General features: G+C 67.1%; 19 protein-coding genes. 6 read left to right on the plus strand and 13 right to left on the minus strand.

Annotated elements, in window-relative coordinates; translation table 11 throughout:
- Nucleotides 1–219: 219 nt before the first annotated feature.
- From coq7 to JYP50_RS21070, 10 genes are all read right to left on the minus strand, one after another.
- The gene (coq7, locus tag JYP50_RS21025; protein WP_206562543.1) at nt 220–873 is read right to left on the minus strand and encodes a 2-polyprenyl-3-methyl-6-methoxy-1,4-benzoquinone monooxygenase; all 654 of its coding nucleotides are present in this window, start codon (nt 871–873) and stop codon (nt 220–222) included.
- A gap of 16 nt (nt 874–889) precedes the next feature.
- Entirely contained in the window at nt 890–2,191 is a 1,302-nt protein-coding gene (gene purD, locus JYP50_RS21030; protein WP_206562544.1) for a phosphoribosylamine--glycine ligase, read from the minus strand.
- Between the two features lie 189 nt (nt 2,192–2,380).
- Complete coding sequence (purH, locus tag JYP50_RS21035; protein WP_206562545.1) at nt 2,381–3,955, minus strand: bifunctional phosphoribosylaminoimidazolecarboxamide formyltransferase/IMP cyclohydrolase; 1,575 nt, start codon at nt 3,953–3,955, stop codon at nt 2,381–2,383.
- 16 nt (nt 3,956–3,971) lie between these two features.
- Entirely contained in the window at nt 3,972–4,289 is a 318-nt protein-coding gene (gene fis / locus JYP50_RS21040; protein WP_206562546.1) for a DNA-binding transcriptional regulator Fis, read from the minus strand.
- On the minus strand, nt 4,286–5,290 hold the full coding sequence (gene dusB, locus JYP50_RS21045; protein WP_206562547.1) for a tRNA dihydrouridine synthase DusB: 1,005 nt from the start codon (nt 5,288–5,290) through the stop codon (nt 4,286–4,288). Before dusB ends, fis begins: the two co-directional genes overlap by 4 nt.
- Before the next feature lie 112 nt (nt 5,291–5,402).
- Entirely contained in the window at nt 5,403–6,293 is an 891-nt protein-coding gene (gene prmA / locus JYP50_RS21050) for a 50S ribosomal protein L11 methyltransferase (RefSeq protein ID WP_206562548.1), read from the minus strand.
- 22 nt (nt 6,294–6,315) lie between these two features.
- On the minus strand, nt 6,316–7,656 hold the full coding sequence (accC, locus tag JYP50_RS21055; protein ID WP_347136891.1) for an acetyl-CoA carboxylase biotin carboxylase subunit: 1,341 nt from the start codon (nt 7,654–7,656) through the stop codon (nt 6,316–6,318).
- A gap of 55 nt (nt 7,657–7,711) precedes the next feature.
- On the minus strand, nt 7,712–8,179 hold the full coding sequence (gene accB / locus JYP50_RS21060) for an acetyl-CoA carboxylase biotin carboxyl carrier protein (RefSeq protein ID WP_206562550.1): 468 nt from the start codon (nt 8,177–8,179) through the stop codon (nt 7,712–7,714).
- Nucleotides 8,180–8,221: 42 nt separating this feature from the next.
- Nucleotides 8,222–8,665, minus strand: coding sequence for a type II 3-dehydroquinate dehydratase (gene aroQ, locus JYP50_RS21065; protein ID WP_206562551.1), 444 nt, complete (start codon nt 8,663–8,665; stop codon nt 8,222–8,224).
- Between the two features lie 234 nt (nt 8,666–8,899).
- On the minus strand, nt 8,900–10,648 hold the full coding sequence (locus tag JYP50_RS21070; RefSeq protein ID WP_206562552.1) for a protein-disulfide reductase DsbD family protein: 1,749 nt from the start codon (nt 10,646–10,648) through the stop codon (nt 8,900–8,902).
- 192 nt (nt 10,649–10,840) lie between these two features.
- On the opposite strand from JYP50_RS21070, the gene JYP50_RS21075 reads away from it, so the two are divergent.
- Both JYP50_RS21075 and JYP50_RS21080 read left to right on the plus strand, forming a co-directional pair.
- A complete protein-coding gene (locus tag JYP50_RS21075) occupies nt 10,841–11,299 on the plus strand; it encodes a copper chaperone PCu(A)C (protein WP_206562553.1) in 459 nt (152 codons plus the stop codon).
- Nucleotides 11,300–11,326: 27 nt separating this feature from the next.
- The gene (locus tag JYP50_RS21080; protein ID WP_206562554.1) at nt 11,327–12,385 is read left to right on the plus strand and encodes a DUF2333 family protein; all 1,059 of its coding nucleotides are present in this window, start codon (nt 11,327–11,329) and stop codon (nt 12,383–12,385) included.
- 150 nt (nt 12,386–12,535) lie between these two features.
- Here JYP50_RS21080 and JYP50_RS21085 read toward each other — a convergent pair whose 3' ends face one another.
- Nucleotides 12,536–12,883, minus strand: a complete 348-nt coding sequence (locus JYP50_RS21085) for a pentapeptide repeat-containing protein (RefSeq protein WP_206562555.1) — start codon at nt 12,881–12,883, stop codon at nt 12,536–12,538.
- A gap of 125 nt (nt 12,884–13,008) precedes the next feature.
- On the opposite strand from JYP50_RS21085, the gene JYP50_RS21090 reads away from it, so the two are divergent.
- Nucleotides 13,009–15,354, plus strand: coding sequence for a DNA polymerase II (locus tag JYP50_RS21090; protein WP_241263407.1), 2,346 nt, complete (start codon nt 13,009–13,011; stop codon nt 15,352–15,354).
- Between the two features lie 62 nt (nt 15,355–15,416).
- On the opposite strand, the gene JYP50_RS21095 is transcribed toward JYP50_RS21090, so the two are convergent.
- Nucleotides 15,417–16,424, minus strand: coding sequence for an adenosine kinase (locus JYP50_RS21095; RefSeq protein ID WP_206562556.1), 1,008 nt, complete (start codon nt 16,422–16,424; stop codon nt 15,417–15,419).
- An 85-nt stretch (nt 16,425–16,509) separates the two neighbouring features.
- On the opposite strand from JYP50_RS21095, the gene mrcB reads away from it, so the two are divergent.
- Together mrcB and JYP50_RS21105 are read left to right on the plus strand one after the other, a co-directional pair.
- The gene (gene mrcB, locus JYP50_RS21100; protein ID WP_206562557.1) at nt 16,510–18,789 is read left to right on the plus strand and encodes a penicillin-binding protein 1B; all 2,280 of its coding nucleotides are present in this window, start codon (nt 16,510–16,512) and stop codon (nt 18,787–18,789) included.
- Entirely contained in the window at nt 18,786–19,232 is a 447-nt protein-coding gene (locus JYP50_RS21105; RefSeq protein WP_206562558.1) for a tetratricopeptide repeat protein, read from the plus strand. Before mrcB ends, JYP50_RS21105 begins: the two co-directional genes overlap by 4 nt.
- Nucleotides 19,233–19,545: 313 nt before the next feature.
- Here JYP50_RS21105 and JYP50_RS21110 read toward each other — a convergent pair whose 3' ends face one another.
- Nucleotides 19,546–21,024: an ATP-binding cassette domain-containing protein gene (locus JYP50_RS21110; RefSeq protein WP_206562559.1), complete on the minus strand. Its 1,479-nt coding sequence runs from the start codon at nt 21,022–21,024 to the stop codon at nt 19,546–19,548.
- 94 nt (nt 21,025–21,118) lie between these two features.
- Between JYP50_RS21110 and JYP50_RS21115 the strand changes: the two genes are divergently transcribed.
- A complete protein-coding gene (locus tag JYP50_RS21115; protein WP_347136889.1) occupies nt 21,119–21,739 on the plus strand; it encodes an NUDIX hydrolase in 621 nt (206 codons plus the stop codon).
- Nucleotides 21,740–21,764: the final 25 nt, after the last annotated feature.

Raw genomic sequence — 21,764 nt, forward strand, 5'->3', positions numbered from 1 at the left:
TCGAATCTACAAAACAGGCTCTATGGCCTCAGGGTCGAAGCTGACTCACCGCCTCACCTGATGAACTGCCAGCTAAACAGTACATCGAGAGAGACACAAGGGTCGAATTCATTCGACCAGTCAGAGCCAGGGTCAACCCCCTGTAGGGCCGAATTCATTCGGCCAAACAAAGCCGAGACAGGTCCGCCATGCCTGGCAAAGAGGGTCGGGTTCTCAACCTTACAGCCAGTAACTGCTTTTGGTCATCGCCTGGGACACCAGGGTCATCAAATCCTTCACCGGCTGCGGGAAATCGACGCCGCCCGCCTGCAGGGCGTTGTGGCCGTGGCGCTCTTCGTCTTCCAGCATCTGTTGCAGGATCAGGCGCGACTTGCGGTCGTCGTCGGGCAGTGACTTGAGGTGTTCGCGCAGGTGCCGGCACACCCGTTCCTCGGTGGCGGCGACGAAGCCCAGGCTCCACTTGTCGCCCACCGCGCCGGCGGTGGCGCCGAGCATGAACGACAGGCCGTACCAGGCGGGGTTCAGGGCGCTGGTGTGGCTGTCCAGTTCGCGCAGGCGCTGCTCGCACCAGGCGAGGTGGTCGGCCTCCTCGCGCGCCGCTTCGCGCATCTCGTCGCGCACTTCCGCCAGCTTCGCGGTCAGGGCCTGGCCCTGGTAGAGCGCCTGGGCGCAGACCTCGCCGGTGTGGTTGACCCGCATCAGGCCGGCCACATGCCGTCGTTCATTGTCACTGAGCGGCGACTCGCTGTGGCCCTGTGCCGGCGAGGGGCGCGCGGGCGCCTTGTTGCGGGCGGACAGGGCGCGCAGCACGGTGTCGGCCTCGCCGATTACCCGGTCCAGTAGGGAAAGCCGCCGTTGGGCTGCCGTGGCCATGGATTCGCTCCCGGGCTCAGCTTGCGCTGGAAGCCTGCATGAGTCGTGATACGGCGCGCCAGCCGATGTCCTTGCGCTTGGTGACGCCGTCCCAGCTTATTTTTTCCGCCGCCTCGTAGCAAGTCCGCTGGGCTTCGGCGATATCCTCGCCCAGTGCGGTGACGCAGAGTACCCGGCCACCGTTGGTCACCACCGCGTCGCCTTGCAGCGCGGTGCCGGCGTGGAAAACTTTCACCGAACCCGGGAAAAAGCTCTCCAGGCCGGAAATCACCTGGCCCTTGGCGTAGCTGCCGGGGTAGCCGGCCGCCGCCAGCACCACGCCGATGGCGCAGCGCGGGTCCCACTGCGCATTGGCCTGGTCCAGCTTGCCGTCGACGGCGAGCTGGATCAGCTCCACCAGGTCGGATTGCAGGCGCATCATGATCGGCTGGGTCTCGGGGTCGCCAAAGCGGCAGTTGTACTCGATCACCTTGGGGGTCCCGTCCGCGGTGATCATCAGGCCCGCGTAGAGGAAACCGGTGTAGGGGTGGCCCTCGGCGGCCATGCCGTCCACGGTGGGGCGAATGACTTCGTCGCGAATGCGCTCGTATACCGCCTGCGTCACCACCGGCGCAGGGGAGTAGGCGCCCATGCCTCCGGTGTTGGGGCCGGTGTCGCCCTCGCCAATGCGCTTATGGTCCTGGCTGGTAACCATTGGCAGGACATTCTGGCCGTCCACCATGACGATGAAGCTGGCTTCCTCGCCCTCCAGGAACTCCTCGATCACCACCCGGGCTCCCGCCTCGCCGAAGGCGTTGCCCGAGAGCATATCGGTGACCGCGGCCTCCGCCATGGCCAGGGAAGTGGCGACCACCACGCCCTTGCCGGCGGCCAGGCCGTCGGCCTTCACCACGATTGGCGCGCCCTTCTCGCGCAGGTAGTCCAGCGCCGGCTGCAGCTCGGTGAAACTGGCGTACTCGGCGGTGGGAATGTTGTGCCGGGCCAGGAAGTCCTTGGTAAAGGTTTTGGAGCCCTCCAGCTGGGCCGCGGCCCGGCCGGGGCCAAAACAGCGCAGGCCCTGCTCCTGGAAATAGTCCACCACGCCGGCCACCAGCGGCGCCTCGGGGCCCACCACGGTCAGCTCGACACCGTTGTCGCGGGCGAAATCGGCCAGGGCCGGGAAATCCAGAATGTCCAGGTCGACGTTGCGCACGCCCCACTCGCCGGCGGTGCCGGCATTGCCCGGTGCCACGAACACGGTTTTTACCTGTTCTGACTGGGCGATCTTCCAGGCCAGGGCGTGTTCGCGACCGCCGCTACCGAGTATCAATACGTTCAAGCTTTCTCTCCCCGAAAAATATCATGTGTCCGGTTGTCCACGCCCCGTCGGGTCGAATTCATTCGACCTTTGGAGGCGGGCCCTTGTAGGGTCGAATTCATTCGACCTTTGGATAGCCGAACCCCTATGGAATCGGATTACCGCATGCATCGGTCGAATGAATTCGACCCTACAGGGGCTCCCGGCGAGTTAGTGCCGGAAATGCCGCATGCCGGTGAATACCATGGCCATGCCGTGCTCGTCGGCGGCGGCGATGACCTCCTCGTCGCGGATCGAGCCGCCCGGCTGGATGATCGCGGCGATGCCCCGTTCGCCGGCGCTGTCGATGCCGTCGCGGAAGGGGAAGAAGGCGTCGGAGGCCATTACCGCCCCCTTCACCGCCAGGCCCGCGTGCTCGGCCTTGATCGCGGCGATGCGCGCCGAATTCACCCGGCTCATCTGGCCGGCGCCCACGCCCACGGTCTGGCCCTCGCGGGCGTAGACGATGGCGTTGGACTTGACGAACTTGGCCACTTTCCAGGCGAACAGCAGGTCGCCCAGCTGTTGTTCCGAGGGCTGTACCTTGCTGACCACTTTCAGGTCGCTGGCGCTCACCATGCCCAGGTCGCGGTCCTGTACCAGCAGGCCGCCGTTGACGCGCTTGTAATCAAAAGCGGATTGCGGGGCCTGCCACTCGCCGCAGGCCAGCAGGCGCACGTTCTTCTTGCTCGCCACCGCGGCGGCGGCGGTCTCGCTGATCGCGGGGGCAATGATCACCTCCACGAACTGGCGCTCGACAATGGCGCTGGCGGTGGCGGCATCCAGTTCGCGGTTGAAGGCGATGATGCCGCCGAAGGCGGATTCGGGGTCGGTCTCGAAGGCGCGCTCGTAGGCCTGCAGCAGGTCGCCCGCCACGGCCACGCCGCAGGGGTTGGCGTGCTTGACGATGACACAGGCCGGCTGGTCGAAATTCTTCACGCACTCCAGGGCGGCGTCGGTGTCGGCCACGTTGTTGTAGGAAAGCTCCTTGCCCTGCAGTTGCCGCGCGGTGGCGATACCGGCCTCCGCCGGTTTGGCTTCCACATAGAAGGCGGCGCGCTGATGGGGGTTTTCGCCGTAGCGCATCTCCTGGGTCTTGTGGAACTGGGTGTTGAAGGTGCGCGGGAACACCTCCGAGCCGCCGGGCACGCGCTGGCCGAAGTAGTTGGCGATGGCGCCATCGTAGGCGGCGGTGTGTTCGTAGGCCTTGATCGCCAGGTCGAAGCGGGTGTCGAGGGATGTGGCGCCGTCGTTGGCGCGCATTTCCCCGAGGATCGCTTCGTAGTCGCTGGCGTTGACCACGATGTTGACGTGGCGGTGGTTCTTGGCCGCCGCCCTCACCATGGTGGGGCCGCCGATGTCGATGTTCTCGACCGCGTCTTCCAGGCTGCAGTCCGGCCTGGCCACGGTCGCCTCGAAGGGGTAGAGGTTGACCACCACCATGTCGATGGCGTCGATGCCGTGCTCGGCCATGACCGCCTCGTCCTGGCCGCGGCGGGCGAGGATGCCGCCGTGGACCTTCGGGTGCAGGGTTTTCACCCGGCCGTCCATCATTTCCGGGAAGCCGGTGTAGTCCGCCACCTCGGTCACCTCGAGGCCCTCGTCCCGCAGCAGGCGGTAGGTGCCGCCGGTGGAGAGCAGGGCCACGCCCATGTCACGCAGGGCGCCGGCAAACTCGACGATGCCGGTCTTGTCGGACACGCTGATCAGGGCGCGCTTTACGGGTACAAATTGTCTGTCGTTCATGATTCCTGGCCGCCTGTCAGCTTTTGTCGGAGATAAGGTCGTATTGCTTGAGTTTTTTGCGCAGGGTGCCGCGATTGAGGCCCAGCATGATGGAGGCCTTGGTCTGGTTGTTGCGCGTGTGGGCCATGATCTCGCGCAACAGCGGCGCCTCCACCTCCGCCAGCACCATCTGGTAGAAGTCCGTGGTCATCTGTCCGTCGAGTTCCGCCAGGTAGTTGCGCACCGCCCGGGTGACGGCCTGGCTGAGGTGACTGGAAGCGTCTTCGTCGCCCGCGGTGTTCGCGCCGTCGCTGTCCGGCGCGGCAATGGGGCTTAGGGGGTCCGCCCTGCTCATGCTGCTAGTTCCTTCTGGTCTGTCGTTGCGCCACCGGCCCCGGCAAAGAGCTTGTCGAGGTAGTGGTGTTGTGCCTCCGGGCTGGTCAGGGCGTTAAATGCCTTGCGGTGGGAGGCGAAGTCCGGGTGTTGTTGGAGATACCAGCCCACGTGTTTACGGGCGATACGCACGCCCATGAAGTCACCGTAAAAATCGTGTAGCGCGGCGAGGTGGCCGCGAATGATCGCGCGCTGCGCCGGAAGGTCCGGGGCGGCGAGGTGCTCGCCGCGCTCCAGCCAGGCGGCGATCTGGCCGCAGAGCCAGGGGCGACCCTGGGCGGCGCGGCCGATCATCACCCCCGCGGCGCCGGTGTGCGCCAGTACCGCGGCGGCCTTTTGCGGGGAGTCGATGTCGCCGTTGGCGAGTACCGGGATGTCGACCGCGTTGGCGATGGCGGCAATGGTGTCGTACTCCACCTCGCCCTTGAAGGCGCAGGCGCGGGTGCGGCCGTGCACCGCGAGGGCGCGGATGCCCGCGTCCTCGGCGATGCGCGCGATGCTCAACCCGTTGCGTCGGTCGGGGTTGCTGCCGGTGCGGATCTTCAGGGTCACCGGCACCGGCACCGCCGCCACCACGGCGCGGAGAATGTCCGCCACCAGCGCCTCGTCCGCCAATAGGGCGGAACCGGCGGCCTTGCGGCACACTTTTTTCGCGGGGCAACCCATATTGATGTCGATGATCTGTGCGCCGCCGGCCACGTTCAGCTGTGCCGCCGCGGCCATTTCAGCGGGATCGGAGCCGGCGATCTGTACCGAGCGTGGCTCGATCTCGCCGTCGTGGCGGCTGCGCCAGGCGGTCTTGCGCGAGCCCTGCACCTTGGGATTGCTGCTCAGCATTTCGGACACTACCAGGCCCGCGCCGTGGGCGGCACAGAGGCGCCGGAAGGGCAGGTCGGTCACGCCGGCCATGGGTGCCAGGGCCACGCGGTTCGGCAAGGTATAGGGTCCGATTCGCAAGCTCACGGTGCGCGCTGGGTAGTCGTTGGAAAAGGGCGGCTATGATACTCGACCCCCGGAGAGGGTAAAAGCGCATGTGGCCAAAAATTGGTCAAACTTTGCGCTTGCCGCGAAAACCTCAGACGGGCATCACACCTTTGAGGCAGACCCACTCTTCCTGCTGTGCGGCAATGTCCAGCGCGAGGCGGTCGCGGTAGTGCTCGCGCAGGGTGTCGGCCTGGCTGGCCAGCAGGCCGGACAGCAGCACCGTGGCTCCCGGTCGGGCCAGCGCCAGCAGGGTGTCGGACAGCTCCGCCAGGGGGCCGGCGAGGATGTTGGCGACCACCACGTCGGCGCGCTCGCGCCAGGGGTCGATGGCGGCCGCGCCGGGCAGCGCGGTGACCAGCGCCTGCGGCGCGATGCCGTTGCGCTGGGCATTGTCCCGGGTGGCCACCAGGGCCTGGGGGTCGTTGTCCACGCCCAGCGCCCGGCGGGCGCCGAGTTTCAGCGCGGCGACCGCGAGAATGCCCGAGCCGCAACCGTAGTCCACCACCTCCCTGTCCGTCAGCGGCAGGCCGTCCAGCGCGGCGAGACACATCGCGGTGGTGGGGTGGGTACCGGTGCCGAAGGCGAGGCCGGGGTCGAGCAGCAGGTTGATCGCGTCCGGTTGTGGCGGTGCCAGCCAGCTGGGGCACACCCACAGGCGCTCGCCAAAGCGCATCGGCTGGTAGTGTTGCATCCACTCCCGCTCCCAGTCCTTGTCCTCGAGGATCTCCACCCGCGCGCGGCAGTCGGCAACCAGTTCCGGTGGAAAGTCCGCCAGTACTGCCGCCATGTCGGTGTCGGCCGGGTAGAGGCCGGTGAGGCGGGTTTGCCGCCACAGCGGTGTTTCGCCGACCCCCGGCTCCAGCACCGGCTGGTCGGCGTTGTCCTCCATGGTCACCGCCACCGCGCCGGCCTCGAGCATCAGGGCTTCCAGTGTTTCCACCTGTTCCGGGTGGGTGTCGAGGCGCAGCTGCAGCCAGCTCATGACGCGGTACCGATCGAAGGCATCAGTCTTCCAGCTTGCTTTCCAGGTAGTGAATGCTTACACCGCCCTCCTGGAAGTTGCGGTCGGTCACCAGGCTGCGGTGCAGCGCGGTGTTGGTACGGATGCCCTCCACCACCAGCTCGTCGAGGGCCTGGCGCATGCGCGCCAGCGCGGTGTGGCGGTCCGGCCCGAAGCTGATGACCTTGGCGATGAGCGAGTCGTAGAAGGGGGGGACCGTATAGCCGTCGTAGAGGTGCGAGTCCACGCGGATACCCAGGCCGCCGGGGGCGTGGAAGGTGGTGACCTTGCCGGGGGAGGGAATGAAGCTTTGGGGGTCCTCGGCGTTGATGCGGCACTCGAAAGCGTGGCCGGCGATCTTCACATCGTCCTGGGTGCAAGACAGGGGCAGACCTGCCGCCACCCGCAGTTGTTCCCTGACGATGTCGACGCCAGTCACCATCTCGGTGACCGGGTGTTCCACCTGGACCCGGGTGTTCATCTCGATGAAGTAGAAGCCGCCGTCTTCGTACAGGAACTCGAAGGTGCCGGCGCCGCGGTAGCCGATTTCGATGCAGGCGTTCACGCAGGCCTCGGCCACCTGCTGTCGCAGGTCCTCGTCGATGCCGGGGGCGGGGGCTTCCTCCAGGACTTTCTGGTGGCGCCGCTGCAGGGAGCAGTCGCGGTCCCCCAGGTGAATGGCGTTGCCCTGGCCGTCCGCCAGCACCTGGATTTCCACGTGGCGGGGCTTTTGCAGGAATTTTTCCAGGTAGACCACGCCGGAGCCAAAGGCCGCCGCGGCTTCGGACTGGGTGACCTGGACCGAGCCGAGCAGGGCGGCCTCGTTGTGCACCACGCGCATGCCGCGACCGCCGCCGCCGGCGGCGGCCTTGACGATCACCGGGTAGCCGATGCGCCGGGCGATCTCCAGGGTGCGCTGGTCGTCGTCGGTGAGGGGGCCGTCGGAGCCGGGCACCGTGGGCACCCCGGCTTTTTTCATCGCCTCGATGGCGGAGACCTTGTCGCCCATCAGCCGGATGGTGTCGGCCTTCGGGCCAATAAAGGTAAAGCCGCTGTTTTCCACCTGCTCGGCAAAGGCGGCGTTCTCCGCCAGGAAGCCGTAGCCGGGGTGAATCGCGGTGGCGTTGGTGACCTCGGCGGCGCTGATGATGGCGGGGATGTTCAGGTAGCTCTCGTTGCTCGAGGCGGGGCCGATACACACCGACTCGTCCGCCAGGCGCACGTGCATCAATTCCCGGTCGGCCTTGGAGTGCACCGCCACGGTCTTGATATCCAGTTCCTTGCAGGCGCGCAGCACGCGCAGGGCGATTTCCCCGCGGTTGGCAATGAGCACCTTGTCCAAAATGGGCATCTTGTGATCCTCTGTAGCTGGGCGATCAGCGGGCCGGGCCCGCGCAAAATCAAACGATGGTGAACAGAGGCTGCTCGAACTCCACCGGCTCGCCGTTTTCCACCAGGATCTCGCCAATGGTGCCCGACTTGTCGGCCTCGATCTGGTTCATCATTTTCATGGCCTCGACGATGCACAGCACGTCGCCGGCGCGTACGCTCTGGCCCACTTCCACAAAGACCGGTGAGTTGGGCGAAGGTGAGCGGTAAAAGGTCCCGACCATGGGCGAGGCCACCACGTGGCCGGCGGGCGCCGGCGCCGATTCGGCGACGGGGGCGGCCGGTTCGCTGGCCGCCGCGGCACTGGGGGCCGCCGCGGGTGGAGGCGGCGGTGGCGCGTAGCCGGCGGGGGCGGCCATCATCGGCTGGGCGCTATTGCGGCTGATGCGCACCGATTCCTCGCCCTCTTTGATCTCTATCTCGTCGATATTGGACTCTTCGAGCAGTTCGATCAGTTTCTTGACTTTGCGAATGTCCATAGTGTGGTCTCTTGGCCTCTGGTTATATGGCTGTTACAGCGGTCAGTGTTGCTCGAGGTCGGCCAGCGCCGCCTCCAGTGCGAATTCGTAGCCCCGGGCGCCCAGTCCGCAGATCACGCCGCGGGCGAGGTCGGAAAAGTAAGAGTGGTGGCGGAATGTCTCGCGCGCGTGCACGTTCGACAGATGCACTTCGATAAAGGGGATGTCGACCGCGGCCAGGGCGTCGCGCAGGGCAACGCTGGTGTGGGTGAAGGCCGCCGGATTGATGACGATGAAATTGACCCCTTCGTGGCGTGCGTCGTGTACCCGCTCGATCAACTCGTACTCGGCGTTGCTCTGCATGGTCAGCAGGTGATGGCCCCGCGCCCGGGCCAGGTCTTCCAGCCGGGTGTTGATGTCGGAGAGGGTGGTGCCGCCGTAGATTGCCGGTTCGCGCTCACCCAGCAGATTCAGGTTGGGGCCGTGCAGCACTAGTATGGTGGCCATGTCGCGAACTCTCCCGGTTGGCGCCTTCGGTATTTGCGCAAGCGCAAGTATTGGAGATTCTGGCGCAAATAGTCGGGATTGTCCATGTTTGCCGGGGGTTTGTGGGATTTTGGCGGCAGTTCGCCGCCGAATTGGGGAAGTTTGCCCGTTTTGTGCAATTCGCGGCTTCTCCGGGGGCGCAGGGCCCCCAATTGCGTCAGATGTGGGATCTGACGCGAAATTACACGAAACCCTTTATAAAGAGCCGATAACTTCCGGCTTTTTGCTTGAAGCCTCCGCCAGGGCCTGCAATACCACCTGCTTGCGCAGCAGCTGCGGCAGGATCAGGGGCTCGCGGCCGGGGTCGGCGGGATACAGCACATACAGCGGAATGCCGTTGCGGCCGTGTTGGCGCAGGAAGTCGGCGATGGCCGGATCGTAGTTGGTCCAGTCGGCCACCAGGTAGGCGACGCCCTGTGCGTCGAAGGCGGCCCGCACCTCCTCGGTGTGCAGTACGGCGCGCTCGTTGGCGATACAGGTAATGCACCAGTCGGCGGTGACATCCACGAATACCGGCCGCCCGCTGGCGCGCAGTTCCGCCAGGGTCTGTTGCGACCAGGCAATGCCGTGGGCGGGGTCGCGCTCCGCCCCGCCGCCGTTGAGGGCGGGGCGCCACAGGGCGAGACCCGCCGCGACCGCGATGCAGCCCAGGGCCAGCGCGCGCCGCCACGGGGTGCCGCGCCACAGCCACAGGGCGAGGGCCAGGAACAGCCCGCCCAGCAGGGCGGCTCCCATGGTATCCACGCCGGCCTGCCGGCCCGCCACCCACAGCAGCCAGATGGCGCTGGCATACAGGGGGAAGGCGAGAAATTGCTTGAGGCTTTCCATCCACGGGCCGGGGCGCGGCATCAGGCGCCGCGCCAGCCCGCTGTAGCTCAGCAGTACCAGCGGCGCGGCCATGCCGGCGCCCAGCGCGGCGAACACCAGCAGGCTCACCGCGGCGGGCTGGGTGATGGCAAAGCCCAGCGCGGTGCCCATCATCGGCGCGGTGCAGGGGCTGGCGACCACCACCGCCAGTACGCCGGTGAAAAAGCTGCCGCTGTCGCCCTTGCGTTCGGCGAGTCCGGCGCCGGTGTTCATCAGGCTGCTGCCCAGCTGCACCACGCCCGACAGCGACAGGCCCATGGCCAGGAACAGGTAGGCCAGGGCGATTACGAAGCCCGGGCTCTGCAGCTGGAACCCCCAGCCGATGGCGCGCCCGCCCTGCTGCAGGCCGATCAGTAGCGCGGCCACCAGCACGAAGCTGCTCACCACGCCCGCGGCGTAGATCCAGCTCTGCCGGTGCCGGGCGTGGGGGCTGCTGTCGGCGAAGCTGAGGACTTTCAGCGACAGCACCGGGAATACGCAGGGCATCAGGTTGAGCAGGGCGCCGCCGGCAAAGGCCAGCAGCAGCATCCCGGCTGCGGTGGCCAGGCTGGCGGTCTCGGTGCCCCGCGGCGCGGCGTCCGCCACGGGCGTCGCAGTCGCGTCGACCTCGGTCGCGGTACCGCTGTCGAAGTCCACCGCGAAGGTCTGGGTGCGCGGCGGGTAGCACAGGCCCGCGTCGGCGCAGCCCTGGCTGGTGACGGTCAGGGTGGCCGGACCCTGCTGGCGGGCCGTGGCCAGGTCGATGTCGGCGCTGTCGTAGTAGACCCGGGTGTCGCCGAAAAACTCGTCGCTGCGCTCGATCGCCGGGGGAAAGTCAGGCGTGGCGGCGACCGCGCCCGCGGCGTCGCGCAGGCTGAATTTGAACTGGTGCTGGTACAGGTAGTAGCTCGGGGCGATCTGCCAGTACAGGCGCAAGCCGCCCTCCTGGGGAACGACCTCGATTTGGTAGGCCTCTTCCACGGGCAGGAATTCGGGGCCGCTGGAGGCGGCAAAGGGCTGGTTGGCGGTGCTGCCGCCAAACTGGGCGTGGCTGAGGCAGCTGGCCAGCAGTAGCAGGCCGGCGAGGATCAGGCGCATGCGGTCTCCCGTGGGTTGCTCTATTCGAAGTGGTGCCTGGTCTTGGACCGGGAGCAGTTTATCAGTGCCGCGACCGGTTCCCAACGACGACCCGGGCGCGGGCCAATGGTATAGTCCTCTGACGCCCCCGCCGTCGATTGGTTTCACCCGGCGGTGGAATACGCGCGATTGATCCCGAACAGGAGTGGATGCATGCACGACCCGATTTTGCGCCCGGCCGTGGTCCTGATGGCTCTGTTGACGAGCCTCGGGGCGCGGGCGGAGTTGAGCCTGGACGATGCCTGGGTGCGCGCCCTGCCGCCGACCCAGCGCAATACGGCGGCCTATGTCACCCTGCGCAACGAGGGCGATACGCCGGTAGAAATCGTGGGCGGCCGGGCGGATTTGGCGGGCCGGGTGGAAGTACATCGCAGCGAGGAGGTCGACGGTTTGATGCGCATGGTGCCGGTGCCCTCGCTGCCGGTGGCGCCGGGGGAAACCGTGCGGCTCGCGCCCGGTGGCTTACACTTGATGTTGCTCGACCTGGAGCGCATGCCCGCGGAGGGCGAGACGCTTCAGCTGTGCCTGACTCCTGCCGCGGGCAGTCCGGTCTGCGCCACCGCCGCGGTTCGTCGTCGCGCGGGTGGCGGCGAGCATGCGCATCACCACTGATTGCCGAACAGGGAGCTAGCAACGGCTATGAGCAATACCAACCGGGATACACAAACCACGCTGGGTGACCGCTGGCAGGACTGGCGCGACGGACTGGGCGGCAGCGCCTGGTGGAAGTGGCCGCTGCGCTTGCTGGCGCTCTATCTGGTGCTGGCGCTGCTGCTGGGCATGTATTGGAGCCTCACTCCCGCGCGCTTCGATGTCAGCGAGCGGGCGCGGCGGCTGGTGGCCGAGGAGGGCGGCCAGGTGGTGACCGGAACGGTGACCACGTCGGCCCTGATCGGGGTGATGGAAACCCTGCTCGACAAGCCCGGTGGCTACCTGCGCAACGACCGCTTTCCTCCGGGTTTGTGGCTGGACAATATGCCCAGCTGGGAATACGGCGCCCTGATCCAGTCGCGCGACCTGGCGCGGGCGATGCGCGAGGTGCACAGCCGCTCCCAGTCACAGTCCACCGAGGACGAAGACCTGGTCGAGGCGGAGCCGCGCTTCAATTTCAACGCCAACAGCTGGGTGCTGCCGGCCTCGGAGTCGGAGTATCGCAAGGGGGTGGAGTTCCTGCGCGGCTATCTCAAGCGGCTGTCGGACCAGGACGCGCGCAACGCCCAGTTCTACGCCCGCGCCGACAACCTGCGCTACTGGCTGAACACCGTCGATTCGCGCCTGGGCAGTCTGTCGCAGCGTCTCAGCGCCAGTGTGGGCCAGCGGCGCCTGAACACCGACCTGGCGGGGGACGAGAGCGCCCGTCAGTCGACCGGCACCCCCGGGGAAATGGTGGTGCGCACCCCCTGGCTGGAAATCGACGACGTGTTCTTCGAGGCCCGGGGCACCGCCTGGGCGCTGATCCAGTTCCTGAAGGCGGCGGAGATCGATTTCGCGGACGTCCTGGAGAAGAAAAACGCCCGGGTCAGCCTGCAGCAGATCATCCGCGAGCTGGAGTCCACCCAGGACGCCATGTGGAGCCCGATGGTGCTCAATGGCACCGGCTTCGGGGTGCTGGCCAATCACTCCCTGGTGATGGCCAACTACCTGAGCCGCGCCAACGCCGCCATTATCGACCTGCGGGACCTGCTGGCGCAGGGGTAGGTGCCGGGACTGCAAGACGCCGTGTATTGGCCGAATGAATTCGGCCCTACAAGGTATGGGCTTTTACCCCCTGTAGGGCCGAATTCATTCGGCCAACCCGACTGGAACCCCTTAGGGCCGACAGCGGGTCATTCATTCAACCGCCTGTGGTTAATTCTTGTGGTCGTAGCGCAGCCGGGTGCCGGTATCCAGTGACAGGCGGATTTCCGCGGCGCTCAGCTCCGCGGGGAAATAGGTACCCGAGAGTTTGGCGTCGAGCAGACTGGCCCCCTCCAGGTTGGTGTCGCGAAAGTCGATCCCGGACAGGTCGGCATTGCGGAAATAGGAGTTGCTGAAGTCCAGCCCGGCGGCGTTCATGTTGCGCAGGTCGCGGCCGCGATAGTCGCCGCTTTTGAGTTCGCCGGCGTCCAGTTTGTCGCGTTGTTCGTTAAAGCCCTTGATGTCCTCGTTGCGCAGGAGCTGGTATAAGGGGTCTTGCTTGATGACAGGCTTACTCATCGATTGATCTTCCATTTATTGCATCGGAGTCACCCGCGGGGGCGGCGCCCTGCGACTAGCGGTCGCCGGCAGGGTCGAGTGCAGAGCATAACACACCGAATGCGTCGCCAAGGCGGGAGGCGGGTTTGACCCTGCGCACCCGCGAGGGGTTCCTGGTCACCCGCCACTGGCGCGATACCCCCCGGGGCCTGGAGCTGGAGTACTGGTTCGCGGGCGCCGACGGTCCGCTGTGCGTGACGGTTGGCGGCGAGCGCAGCGTGTATTTCCTCGACGCGTGCCGGGCGGACGAGGCGCGGGCGCTGCTGGCCCTCCAGCCGGGCATCGAATGGCGGCCGCTGGGCCTGCGCGATTTCAACCTGCGGCCGGTGCTGGGGGTGTATTGCGAGAGCTATCGCCAGGCGCGGCGCAGTGCCGAGCAACTGGCCGGCGCCGGCCTGGATCCCCTGGAAGCCGATATCAATCCTGCCGAGCGTTTCCTGATGGAGCGCTTCGTGCGCGGCGCCGCCACGATTGAGGGGCATTTCGAACGCCGCGGGGGAGTGCTGCGCGCGCGCAACGCCAGCCTGGCTCCGTCCACCTACCGCCCGACCCTGGCGGTGCTGTCCTTCGACATCGAAACCGCGGTGCACGGTGGGGTGGAGCTGTTTTCCATCGGTGTTCACGCCCGCCGCGGCGCGCGGGAGGTGCGGCGGGTGTTCATGCTCGGGGAGGGCGCGAGCCAGGACTACGTGGTGTCGGTACAGAGCGAGCGCGCGCTGCTGCTGGCCTTTCTGGACTTTGTGGCGGACTTCGACCCGGACGTGCTCATCGGCTGGAGCGTGGTTAACTTCGACACCTGGTACCTGCAGCGGGTGGCGGACAAGCACGGCCTGCCCCTGGCCCTGGGGCGCGACCGGCGCCCGGTGCACTGGCGGACCTTTCGCGATGACGGCGAGCGGCGCAGCGCCCAGGTGCCCGGGCGGGTGATACTCGACGGGATCGAGTTACTGCGGGCCGCCTTCTACCGTTTTGAGAGTTTTTCCCTCAACCACGTGGCCACCGAGTTGCTGGGAGAGGGGAAGCTGCTGGCGGGCAGTGATCGCGGCGCGGAGATCGGGCGCCTGTTTCGCGAGGACAAGAGCGCCCTGGCGGCCTATAACCTGCGCGACTGCGAGCTGGTGTCGGAGATCTTCGAGCACGCGCGCCTGTTGGATTTTGCCGTCGCGCGCAGCGCCATGACCGGCCTTAACCTCGATCGCCTGGGTGGCTCGGTGGCCTCCTTCGACAACCTCTACCTGCCGCGCCTGCACCGGGCCGGCTATGTGGCGCCCAATGCCAGTCGCGAGGCGGTGGCCAGCCCCGGGGGCTACGTGCTCGATTCCAGGCCCGGCATTTACGACCACGTGCTGGTGCTGGATTTCAAGAGCCTTTACCCCAGTATCATCCGCACATTCTGTATCGACCCCCTGGGGCTGGCGCTGGGCACGGGAGGGGAGCTGGAGGAGAGCGACACGGTGCCCGGTTTCATCGGCGCGCGGTTCGCCCGGGAAGGCCACATCCTGCCGGCATTGATCGGTGAATTGTGGGCCCTGCGGGACGCGGCCAAGGCGGCGGCGGACGGGCCGCTGTCGAACGCGATCAAGATCATCATGAACTCCTTCTACGGCGTGCTGGGTTCCGGCGGTTGCCGTTTCTTCGACGCGCGCCTGGCCAGTTCGATCACCCGTCGCGGCCACGACATTCTGCAGCGCACCCGGGACCGGATCGAGGAGCTGGGGCACCAGGTGATCTACGGCGATACCGATTCCGTGTTCGTCTGGGTCCAGGGCGCCCGGGACGACGCCGAGGCCGCGGCGGCCGGCCGCACCCTGGAGCGGGAGCTCAATCGCTGGTGGCGGCAGCGGGTCGCGGTGGAGTTTGGCCGCGACAGCGTGCTGGAGCTGGAGTTCGAGACCCACTACCGGCGCTTTCTGATGCCTACCGTGCGCGGCTCCGACAAGGGCAGCAAAAAGCGCTATGCCGGTCTGGTCGGCGATCGCCTGGTATTCAAGGGCCTGGAAAACGTGCGCACCGACTGGACCCGCCTGGCGCGGGAGTTTCAGCAGGAACTGTACCGCCGGGTGTTTGCCGGGGAGGCATTCGACACCTATGTGCGTGAGATTACCCGCGCGGTGCTGGCGGGCGAGCTGGACGCGCAATTGGTGTACCGCAAACGCCTGCGGCGCGCCCTGGACGAGTACCAGCGCAATGTGCCGCCCCATGTGCAGGCGGCGCGCCTGGCCCGGGACCGCGGCCTGCCGGTGCCGCGCCGTGGCGACTGGGTGGAATACGTCGTTACCACCGCCGGCGCCGAACCGGCGAGCGAACCGCGCTCGCCCCTGGACTACCAGTTCTACGTGGATCGCCAGCTGCAGCCGGTGGCGGATGGCATCCTCGGTTTCCTGGGCACTTCCTTCACGGCCCTGGTGGACCGCCAGATCGGACTGTTTTAACAAAGCCGGCACATGGATGTACCCAAAGCATTCGCTGCGCTCATGGGGCAGGCTCTGCCGGATTATAAAGAGTCGCTGAAGAATTCCTCTCGCAGGGCGGGGTAGTTTGCCGCCGGCAGCCTGGGCCCGAACTGGCTGACCACCCGGCCGGCGGCCAGGCTGGCGAACTCGCCGGCGCGGCGGTAGTTTTCACCGCGCCCCAGGGCATAGAGGAAGGCGCCCGCGAACATGTCGCCGGCACCGTTGGTGTCGACGGCCTTGACCGGGTGGGCGTCGACGTGGGCCAGGGATTCACCGTCGAAGGTGATGGCGCCTTTGGCGCCGCGGGTGATCACGAAGCTGTGGGTCACCTGCTTGAGCGCCGCTATGGCGTCTTCCAGGTTGTCGGTCCGGCCCCAGCCCTTGGCTTCCTCCTCGTTGCAGAATACCAGGTCCACGCGTTCGCCGATCATGTCCGCCATGCCCTCGCGGAAGAACTCGACCATGCCGGGATCGGAAAAGCTCAGGGCGGTTTTCACGCCGGCGGCCTCCGCCAGCTGGCGCGCGCGGATGGCGGCGGCGCGGCCGGTGGGCGAGGTGACCAGATAGCCCTCGACATAGAGGTACTCGGAATCGGCGATGGCGCCCGCGTCCAACTGCGCTTCCGACAGGGTTTCGGATATGCCCAGGAAGGTGTTCATGCTGCGTTCCGCGTCCGGGGAGATCAGCACCAGGCACTTGCCGGTGGTGCCGTTCTCGCGGCCATCGCGCAGGCAGTGCTCCACCCCGGCGGCTTCCAGGTCGGCGACGTAGATGTCGCCATATTCGTCGTCGGCGACCTTGCAGGACATAAAGGTGGGGCCGCCGAACTGGGCGGTGGCGATCATCGAGTTGCCGGCGCTGCCGCCGCTGGCGTGGGAAGCGTGCACCAGGTGGTCCTGGAGGTGGCCCAGCAGGTCTGCCTGGCGGGCCTCGTCCACCAGGGTCATCAGGCTTTTTTCCACGCCCATCCGTTCCAGGTCGCTGTCCTGAACCTCGATTTCGGTATCCACCAGCGCCGCGCCGATGCCGTACACCCAGTATTTTTTCATATAGCCGTGGTTCCCTTCGAATCAGCCCGCTATTATCCCGATCCGCCTGCCAATTGAAAGTCGCGCTGTTGTACACTCGCTGCCCATGCCTAAATCCCGTCGCAAACTGTCGAAAACCCGCCGTCCCCTGCTCAAGCTCTTTCTGTCCGCCCTGCTGCTGTTCGCCCTGGTACTGATCTACCTGGACGCGAAGATCACCGCGACCTTCACCGATAAAATGTGGGAGCTGCCGGCCAAGGTGTACGCCCGGCCGCTGGAGCTGTTCGCCGGGGCCCGGCTGGACGCGGATGACCTCGCCTACGAGCTGGAGGTGCTTGGCTATCGGGACGTGGGTGCCGTGCGCCAGCCCGGGCAGGTGCGGCGCCGCGGCGGGAGCTTTGAGGTCTTTACCCGGGGTTTTGACTTTGCCGGGGAGAAAGAGCCCGCCCAGCGTGTGCAGGTTGAACTGGCGGGGGGGCGGGTCACCGGCCTGCGCGGGCGAACCGGGGAGATCGACCTGATGCGCCTGGACCCGGTGCAGATCGGCGGCATCTACCCCTCCCACGGCGAGGACCGCATCCTGGTCCGCCTGGCGGACGTGCCCGACACCCTGCGCCAGGGCCTGCTGGCGGTGGAGGATCGGGATTTCTACCAGCACTGGGGCTTTTCCGTCACCGGCATCCTGCGGGCGGCCCTGAGCAACCTGCGCAGCGGCGCGGTGGTCGCCGGCGGCAGCACCATTACCCAGCAGTTGGTGAAGAACTATTACCTGACGCCGGAGCGCACCTACATCCGCAAGCTGACCGAGTTGCTGATGGCGGTGCTGCTCGATTTCCACTACAGCAAGGACCAGATCCTCGAGAGCTATATCAACGAGGTCTACCTCGGGCAGGAGGGCCCCAGGGCGATTCACGGCCTGGCGCTGGCGGCGCGGCACTACTTCGATACCCCGCTGGAGCAGCTGGGTCTGCACCAGCAGGCCCTGCTGGTGGGGATGATCAAGGGCCCCTCCCTCTACAACCCCCTGCGCAATCCGGAGCGCGCCCGGGAGCGGCGCAACCTGGTGTTGGACGTGATGGCGGAGCAGGAGGTGATTTCGCCGGAACACGCCACGGTGGCCAAGGCCATGCCGCTGGGTCTCAACAACCAGCGCCGCATCCGCGATTCCTTTCCCGCCTACCTCGACCTGGTGCGCCGCCAGTTGCGCCAGGAGTACCACGAAGAGGATCTGACCACCCTGGGCCTGAGTATCTTCACCAGCTTCGACCCCATTCTGCAGCGCCAGGTGGAGCGCAGCGCCAGCGCGGTACTGGACCAGCTCGACAGCTCCGGCGAACTGCAGTCCGCCACCGTGGTGACCCGCTTCGACACCGGCGAGGTGGCCGCCCTGGTGGGCGGGCGCAATGTGCGCTACGCGGGCTTCAACCGCGCGCTGGACGCCCGGCGCCCCGCGGGCTCGCTGCTGAAACCGGCGGTCTTCCTGGCGGCCCTGGAGCAGCCGCGGCGCTACACCCTGGCCACCGTGCTGTCCGACGCGCCGGTGCAGGTGGCGGGCCCCGACGACAGCCTCTGGGAACCGGACAACTTCGACCGCATGTCCCACGGTGACGTACTGTTACACCGCGCCCTGGCCAAGTCCTACAACCTGGCCACCGCCCGGCTGGGCATGGAACTCGGCATCGACCGGGTGGTGGACATGCTGCAGCGCCTGGGGGTGGAGGGGGATATCCCCGCGGTGCCGGCCCTGACCCTGGGGGCGGGGGCCTATTCGCCCATGGATATGGCGGCCATGTACCAGAGCATCGCCGCCGGCGGTTTCCGCATGCCCCTGCGCAGCATTCGCGATATTGTCGACGCCCGGGGCGAGCCCCTGCGGCGCTACCCCCTGGAGTACGAGCGCACGGTTAGCCTGCAGGCCACCAACCTGCTGCATTACGCCCTGCGGGAAGTGGTGCGCGAGGGAACCGGGCGCGGCGTGTACCGCTACCTGAGCGAGGACTTCGAGGTGGCGGGCAAGACCGGCACCACCAATGACGGTCGCGATTCCTGGTTCGCCGGTTTCTCCGGCGACCTGCTGGCGGTGACCTGGATCGGCCGCGACGACAATGGCGGCACCGGCCTTACCGGGAGCTCCGGCGCCCTCAAGGTGTGGGCTCACTTCATGTCCCGGGCCAGCCAGCGCTCGCTGGGCTATCGCATGCCCGATCGCATGGCGCCCCACTGGGTGGATGACAGCAACGGTTACCTCACCGGCGAGGGTTGCCCCGACGCGCGACTGCTGCCCTTTATCGAGGGCTCCGAGCCGGAGCAGCGCACCAACTGCTCGCCGCGGCGTAATGTGATAAAAGACTGGTTTCAGTCCCTGTTCGGTGGAGAGTCGCCATGATCCCTTTGGTCCGTGCCACGGCGCTGTTGTGCCTGGCCGCCCTTGCCGGTTGTTCGGTGTACAGCACGCCCGGGCGGCAACCCGCGCCGGTGGAAACCCGGCCCGGTTCGGAGGTGGTCAGCCCGCAGCCCGCCCCGCCGGCCGAGCCCCGGCCAGCGCCGCAGCCCGCACAACCGCCGGAGCCCAACGCCAGCAACGCCTACGGTCCGCTGCTGGCCCGCGCCGACAAGGCCTCGGCGGGCGGCGACTACGAGCAGGCCCTGGCGCTACTGGAGCGCGCCCAGCGTATCGACCCGGACAGCGCCGAGGTCTACCTGGCCCTGGCACGCACCTATGCGGCAAAAGGTGATAACAGCCAGGCGCGGGCCACCGCGGAGCGGGGCCTGTTGTACTGCCGCAGTAATTCGGAATGTGGACAGCTGCGCGCCCTGGCTGGCCGTTGAGGTGGTGCGGGTCTTCGCGGCTGAATGAATGACCCGAAAAGAGGGGCCCGCTGTCGGCCGTACACCGGGTGGGTGCGGGGCCCTCGGCCGAATGAATTCGGCCCTACAGGGGGTGGGTGCGGGTCCCTCGGCCGAATGAATTCGGCCCTACAGGGGGTGGGTGCGGGTCCCTCGGCCGAATGAATTCGGCCCTACAGGGGGTAGGTGCGGGTCCCTCGGCCGAATGAATTCGGCCCTACAGGGGGTGGGGGCGGGTCCTGTAGGGCCGAATTCATTCGGCCAACGCAGCTGGATTGTCTACCTCCGTCGGCGCTCATGTATTCACACAACGCACGGTATACCCGTTTTCACCCGGCTCGAAGGTCAAATACTGGTTGATACAGCGCGGCACCTCCCCGGCGCTGTGGCTGACGAAGATCACCCGGGTATCGCTGTGGGCCGCGATATGGTCGATGGCCCGCAGCATCAGCGCCCGGTGGTGGGTATCCAGCCCCAGGGTGGGCTCGTCGAGGATCAGCACCGCGGGGGACTTCACCATGGCCCGGGCCAGTAACACCATCCGCTGCAAGCCGAAGGACAGGGCGTCAAAGCGCGCCCCGGCGTAGTCGCCCATGCCCAGGGCGCGCAGCCAGTCCAGGGCGCCGTGGCGCTGGGTGTCGCCCCAGTCGTCGTAGAGGCCGACGCTGTCGAAGAAACCCGACACCACCACTTCCATCACACCCATGCGCTGTTTGAAGTCGAGGTGCAGGCGGTTGTCCAGCAGGCCGAATTTCTGCTTGATATCCCACACGCTCTCCCCCGACCCGCGGCGGATGCCGAACAGGGTGATGTCCTGGCCGTAGGCCTTGTGGTTGTCGCCGGTGATCAGGCTCAGCAGGGTGCTCTTGCCGCAGCCGTTGGGGCCCGAGGCGCAGCAGTGGCGGTCCCGGTCGAACGTCCAGTCGACGCCTTCCATTACCGTGAGTTCGCCGTAGCGCACGCCGACATTGCGCAGCGCCAGCAGGGGGCCCTCCCCGGGCAGCGTATAGGGGCGCGGCGCCGGAGGCGGCAGGTCCGCCAGCGCCGGAAGGGGCGGATTCATCAGTCCTTTGACGGCGTCATCGGCCAGCACCTCGCCCCGGGGGCCGGCCCGCAGCACCTGCCCCGCGTCCAGTACCAGCACATGGCTGATTCCCGCCGGGATATCCTCCAGGCCGCGGCACAGCAGCAGGACCGGTAGCCCGGAGGCCAGCAACTCGTCGAGTACCTGGCGCATTTGGGCCTGGCTGTCGCGGTCGAGGCCGTCGAGGGGGCTGTCGAGGATCAGCAGGCCGGGTTCCGACAGGATCGCCGACAACAGCAGGGTCTTGCGCATCTCGCCGGTGGAGATATAGCGCAGGCCGCGCTCGAGAATATGGCCGATGCACAGGCGCGCCACCCAGTGGTGGAAGGTCTCGTCGGCGTCCCGGCCGCCGAGGATCAGGTCCCGCACCCGGGTGCCCGGGTCCGAGGCGTCGGCGCGGAACTCGGAGTCGTCGAGCTTGCTGTCGCGCTCGCACAGGGCCCTGGCCTGCTCGAAGCACACGTAGGCCACGCCGCCTTCGGCAATGGCCGCGCCGCGCCGGACCGTGCCCGAGTGATGGCTGGCCTGGCCGCTGACGACCCGGGCCAGGCTGGTTTTGCCGGCGCCGTTGGGTCCGAGGCAGGCCCATTGCTGGCCCGCCGCCAGCGTCCAGTCGATGTCTTGCAGGGCGGGCAGGGCGCGGTAGACCAAGTTGACCCGGTCGAGTTGGAGCAGTGTGTCGGTGGTCATGGAACCTCTATGCTGTTGATGGCCGGTATGCCCTTGTGTCTGCGGCGAGGGGCTGGCTTAATCCGGGAACGTTCAGTCAGGCCCGCCACGCCACGTGTCAGTTTCGCTATTGCAACTCATCGAGGATCGACTCACCGCGCACCGCCCCGGTAGAAAATGGCTGCGGCGCTTCATGCGGCGCTCCGCGGTGGCGATGATCCTGAGTGTGCGCCAGGGCGAGCTGCACATTCTAATGATCAAACGGGCCGAGCGGAAAGGCGATCCCTGGTCCGGGCACATGGCCTTCCCGGGGGGGCGCATGGACCCGGAGGACGCCAACGGTTTCGAGGTGGCGAACCGGGAGACCGAGGAAGAGGTCGGCATCCGCCTGGGCGATTGTGCCAGCTGTATTGGTCGCCTGTCCGATATTCGCGCCAGCCCGCGCGGGGGATTGCTGGGCATGGCGGTAACCCCCTTCGTGTTTCGCCTCGAGCGGGAGGTCCGCTTCCGGATCAACCACGAGGTGGCGGAGGTGGTCTGGGTGCCGCTGGAATTCCTGCTGGATACCGACCGCCGCGAGTCCATGACCTGGGCGCGGGGCAAGGTCAACCTGACCCTGCCCTGCTATTTCTACCAGGGGCGTCGCATCTGGGGGCTGTCGCTGATGATGCTGGACGAATTGATGGACCTGGTCGAGGGCCGCAACCCCCTGCGCAAGGTCTGGCGCCGGGGCTGAGGCGGAGCGAGCCTTCGGCGGAGCC

Source organism: Parahaliea mediterranea (assembly GCF_017255185.1).
Taxonomy (GTDB): Bacteria; Pseudomonadota; Gammaproteobacteria; order Pseudomonadales; family Halieaceae; genus JAFKCZ01.

What these genes read in the sequence shown, in the direction of transcription:
- coq7 (WP_206562543.1), bottom strand. Translation starts at nt 873, where the DNA reads ATGGCCACGGCAGCCCAACGGCGGCTTTCCCTACTGGACCGGGTAATC.
- JYP50_RS21070 (WP_206562552.1), bottom strand. Translation starts at nt 10,648, where the DNA reads ATGCGCCTGATCCTCGCCGGCCTGCTACTGCTGGCCAGCTGCCTCAGC.
- purH (WP_206562545.1), bottom strand. Translation starts at nt 3,955, where the DNA reads ATGAACGACAGACAATTTGTACCCGTAAAGCGCGCCCTGATCAGCGTG.
- accB (WP_206562550.1), bottom strand. Translation starts at nt 8,179, where the DNA reads ATGGACATTCGCAAAGTCAAGAAACTGATCGAACTGCTCGAAGAGTCC.
- aroQ (WP_206562551.1), bottom strand. Translation starts at nt 8,665, where the DNA reads ATGGCCACCATACTAGTGCTGCACGGCCCCAACCTGAATCTGCTGGGT.
- fis (WP_206562546.1), bottom strand. Translation starts at nt 4,289, where the DNA reads ATGAGCAGGGCGGACCCCCTAAGCCCCATTGCCGCGCCGGACAGCGAC.
- JYP50_RS21110 (WP_206562559.1), bottom strand. Translation starts at nt 21,024, where the DNA reads ATGACCACCGACACACTGCTCCAACTCGACCGGGTCAACTTGGTCTAC.
- JYP50_RS21085 (WP_206562555.1), bottom strand. Translation starts at nt 12,883, where the DNA reads ATGAGTAAGCCTGTCATCAAGCAAGACCCCTTATACCAGCTCCTGCGC.
- mrcB (WP_206562557.1), top strand. Translation starts at nt 16,510, where the DNA reads ATGCCTAAATCCCGTCGCAAACTGTCGAAAACCCGCCGTCCCCTGCTC.
- JYP50_RS21095 (WP_206562556.1), bottom strand. Translation starts at nt 16,424, where the DNA reads ATGAAAAAATACTGGGTGTACGGCATCGGCGCGGCGCTGGTGGATACC.
- JYP50_RS21080 (WP_206562554.1), top strand. Translation starts at nt 11,327, where the DNA reads ATGAGCAATACCAACCGGGATACACAAACCACGCTGGGTGACCGCTGG.
- JYP50_RS21105 (WP_206562558.1), top strand. Translation starts at nt 18,786, where the DNA reads ATGATCCCTTTGGTCCGTGCCACGGCGCTGTTGTGCCTGGCCGCCCTT.
- JYP50_RS21075 (WP_206562553.1), top strand. Translation starts at nt 10,841, where the DNA reads ATGCACGACCCGATTTTGCGCCCGGCCGTGGTCCTGATGGCTCTGTTG.
- prmA (WP_206562548.1), bottom strand. Translation starts at nt 6,293, where the DNA reads ATGAGCTGGCTGCAGCTGCGCCTCGACACCCACCCGGAACAGGTGGAA.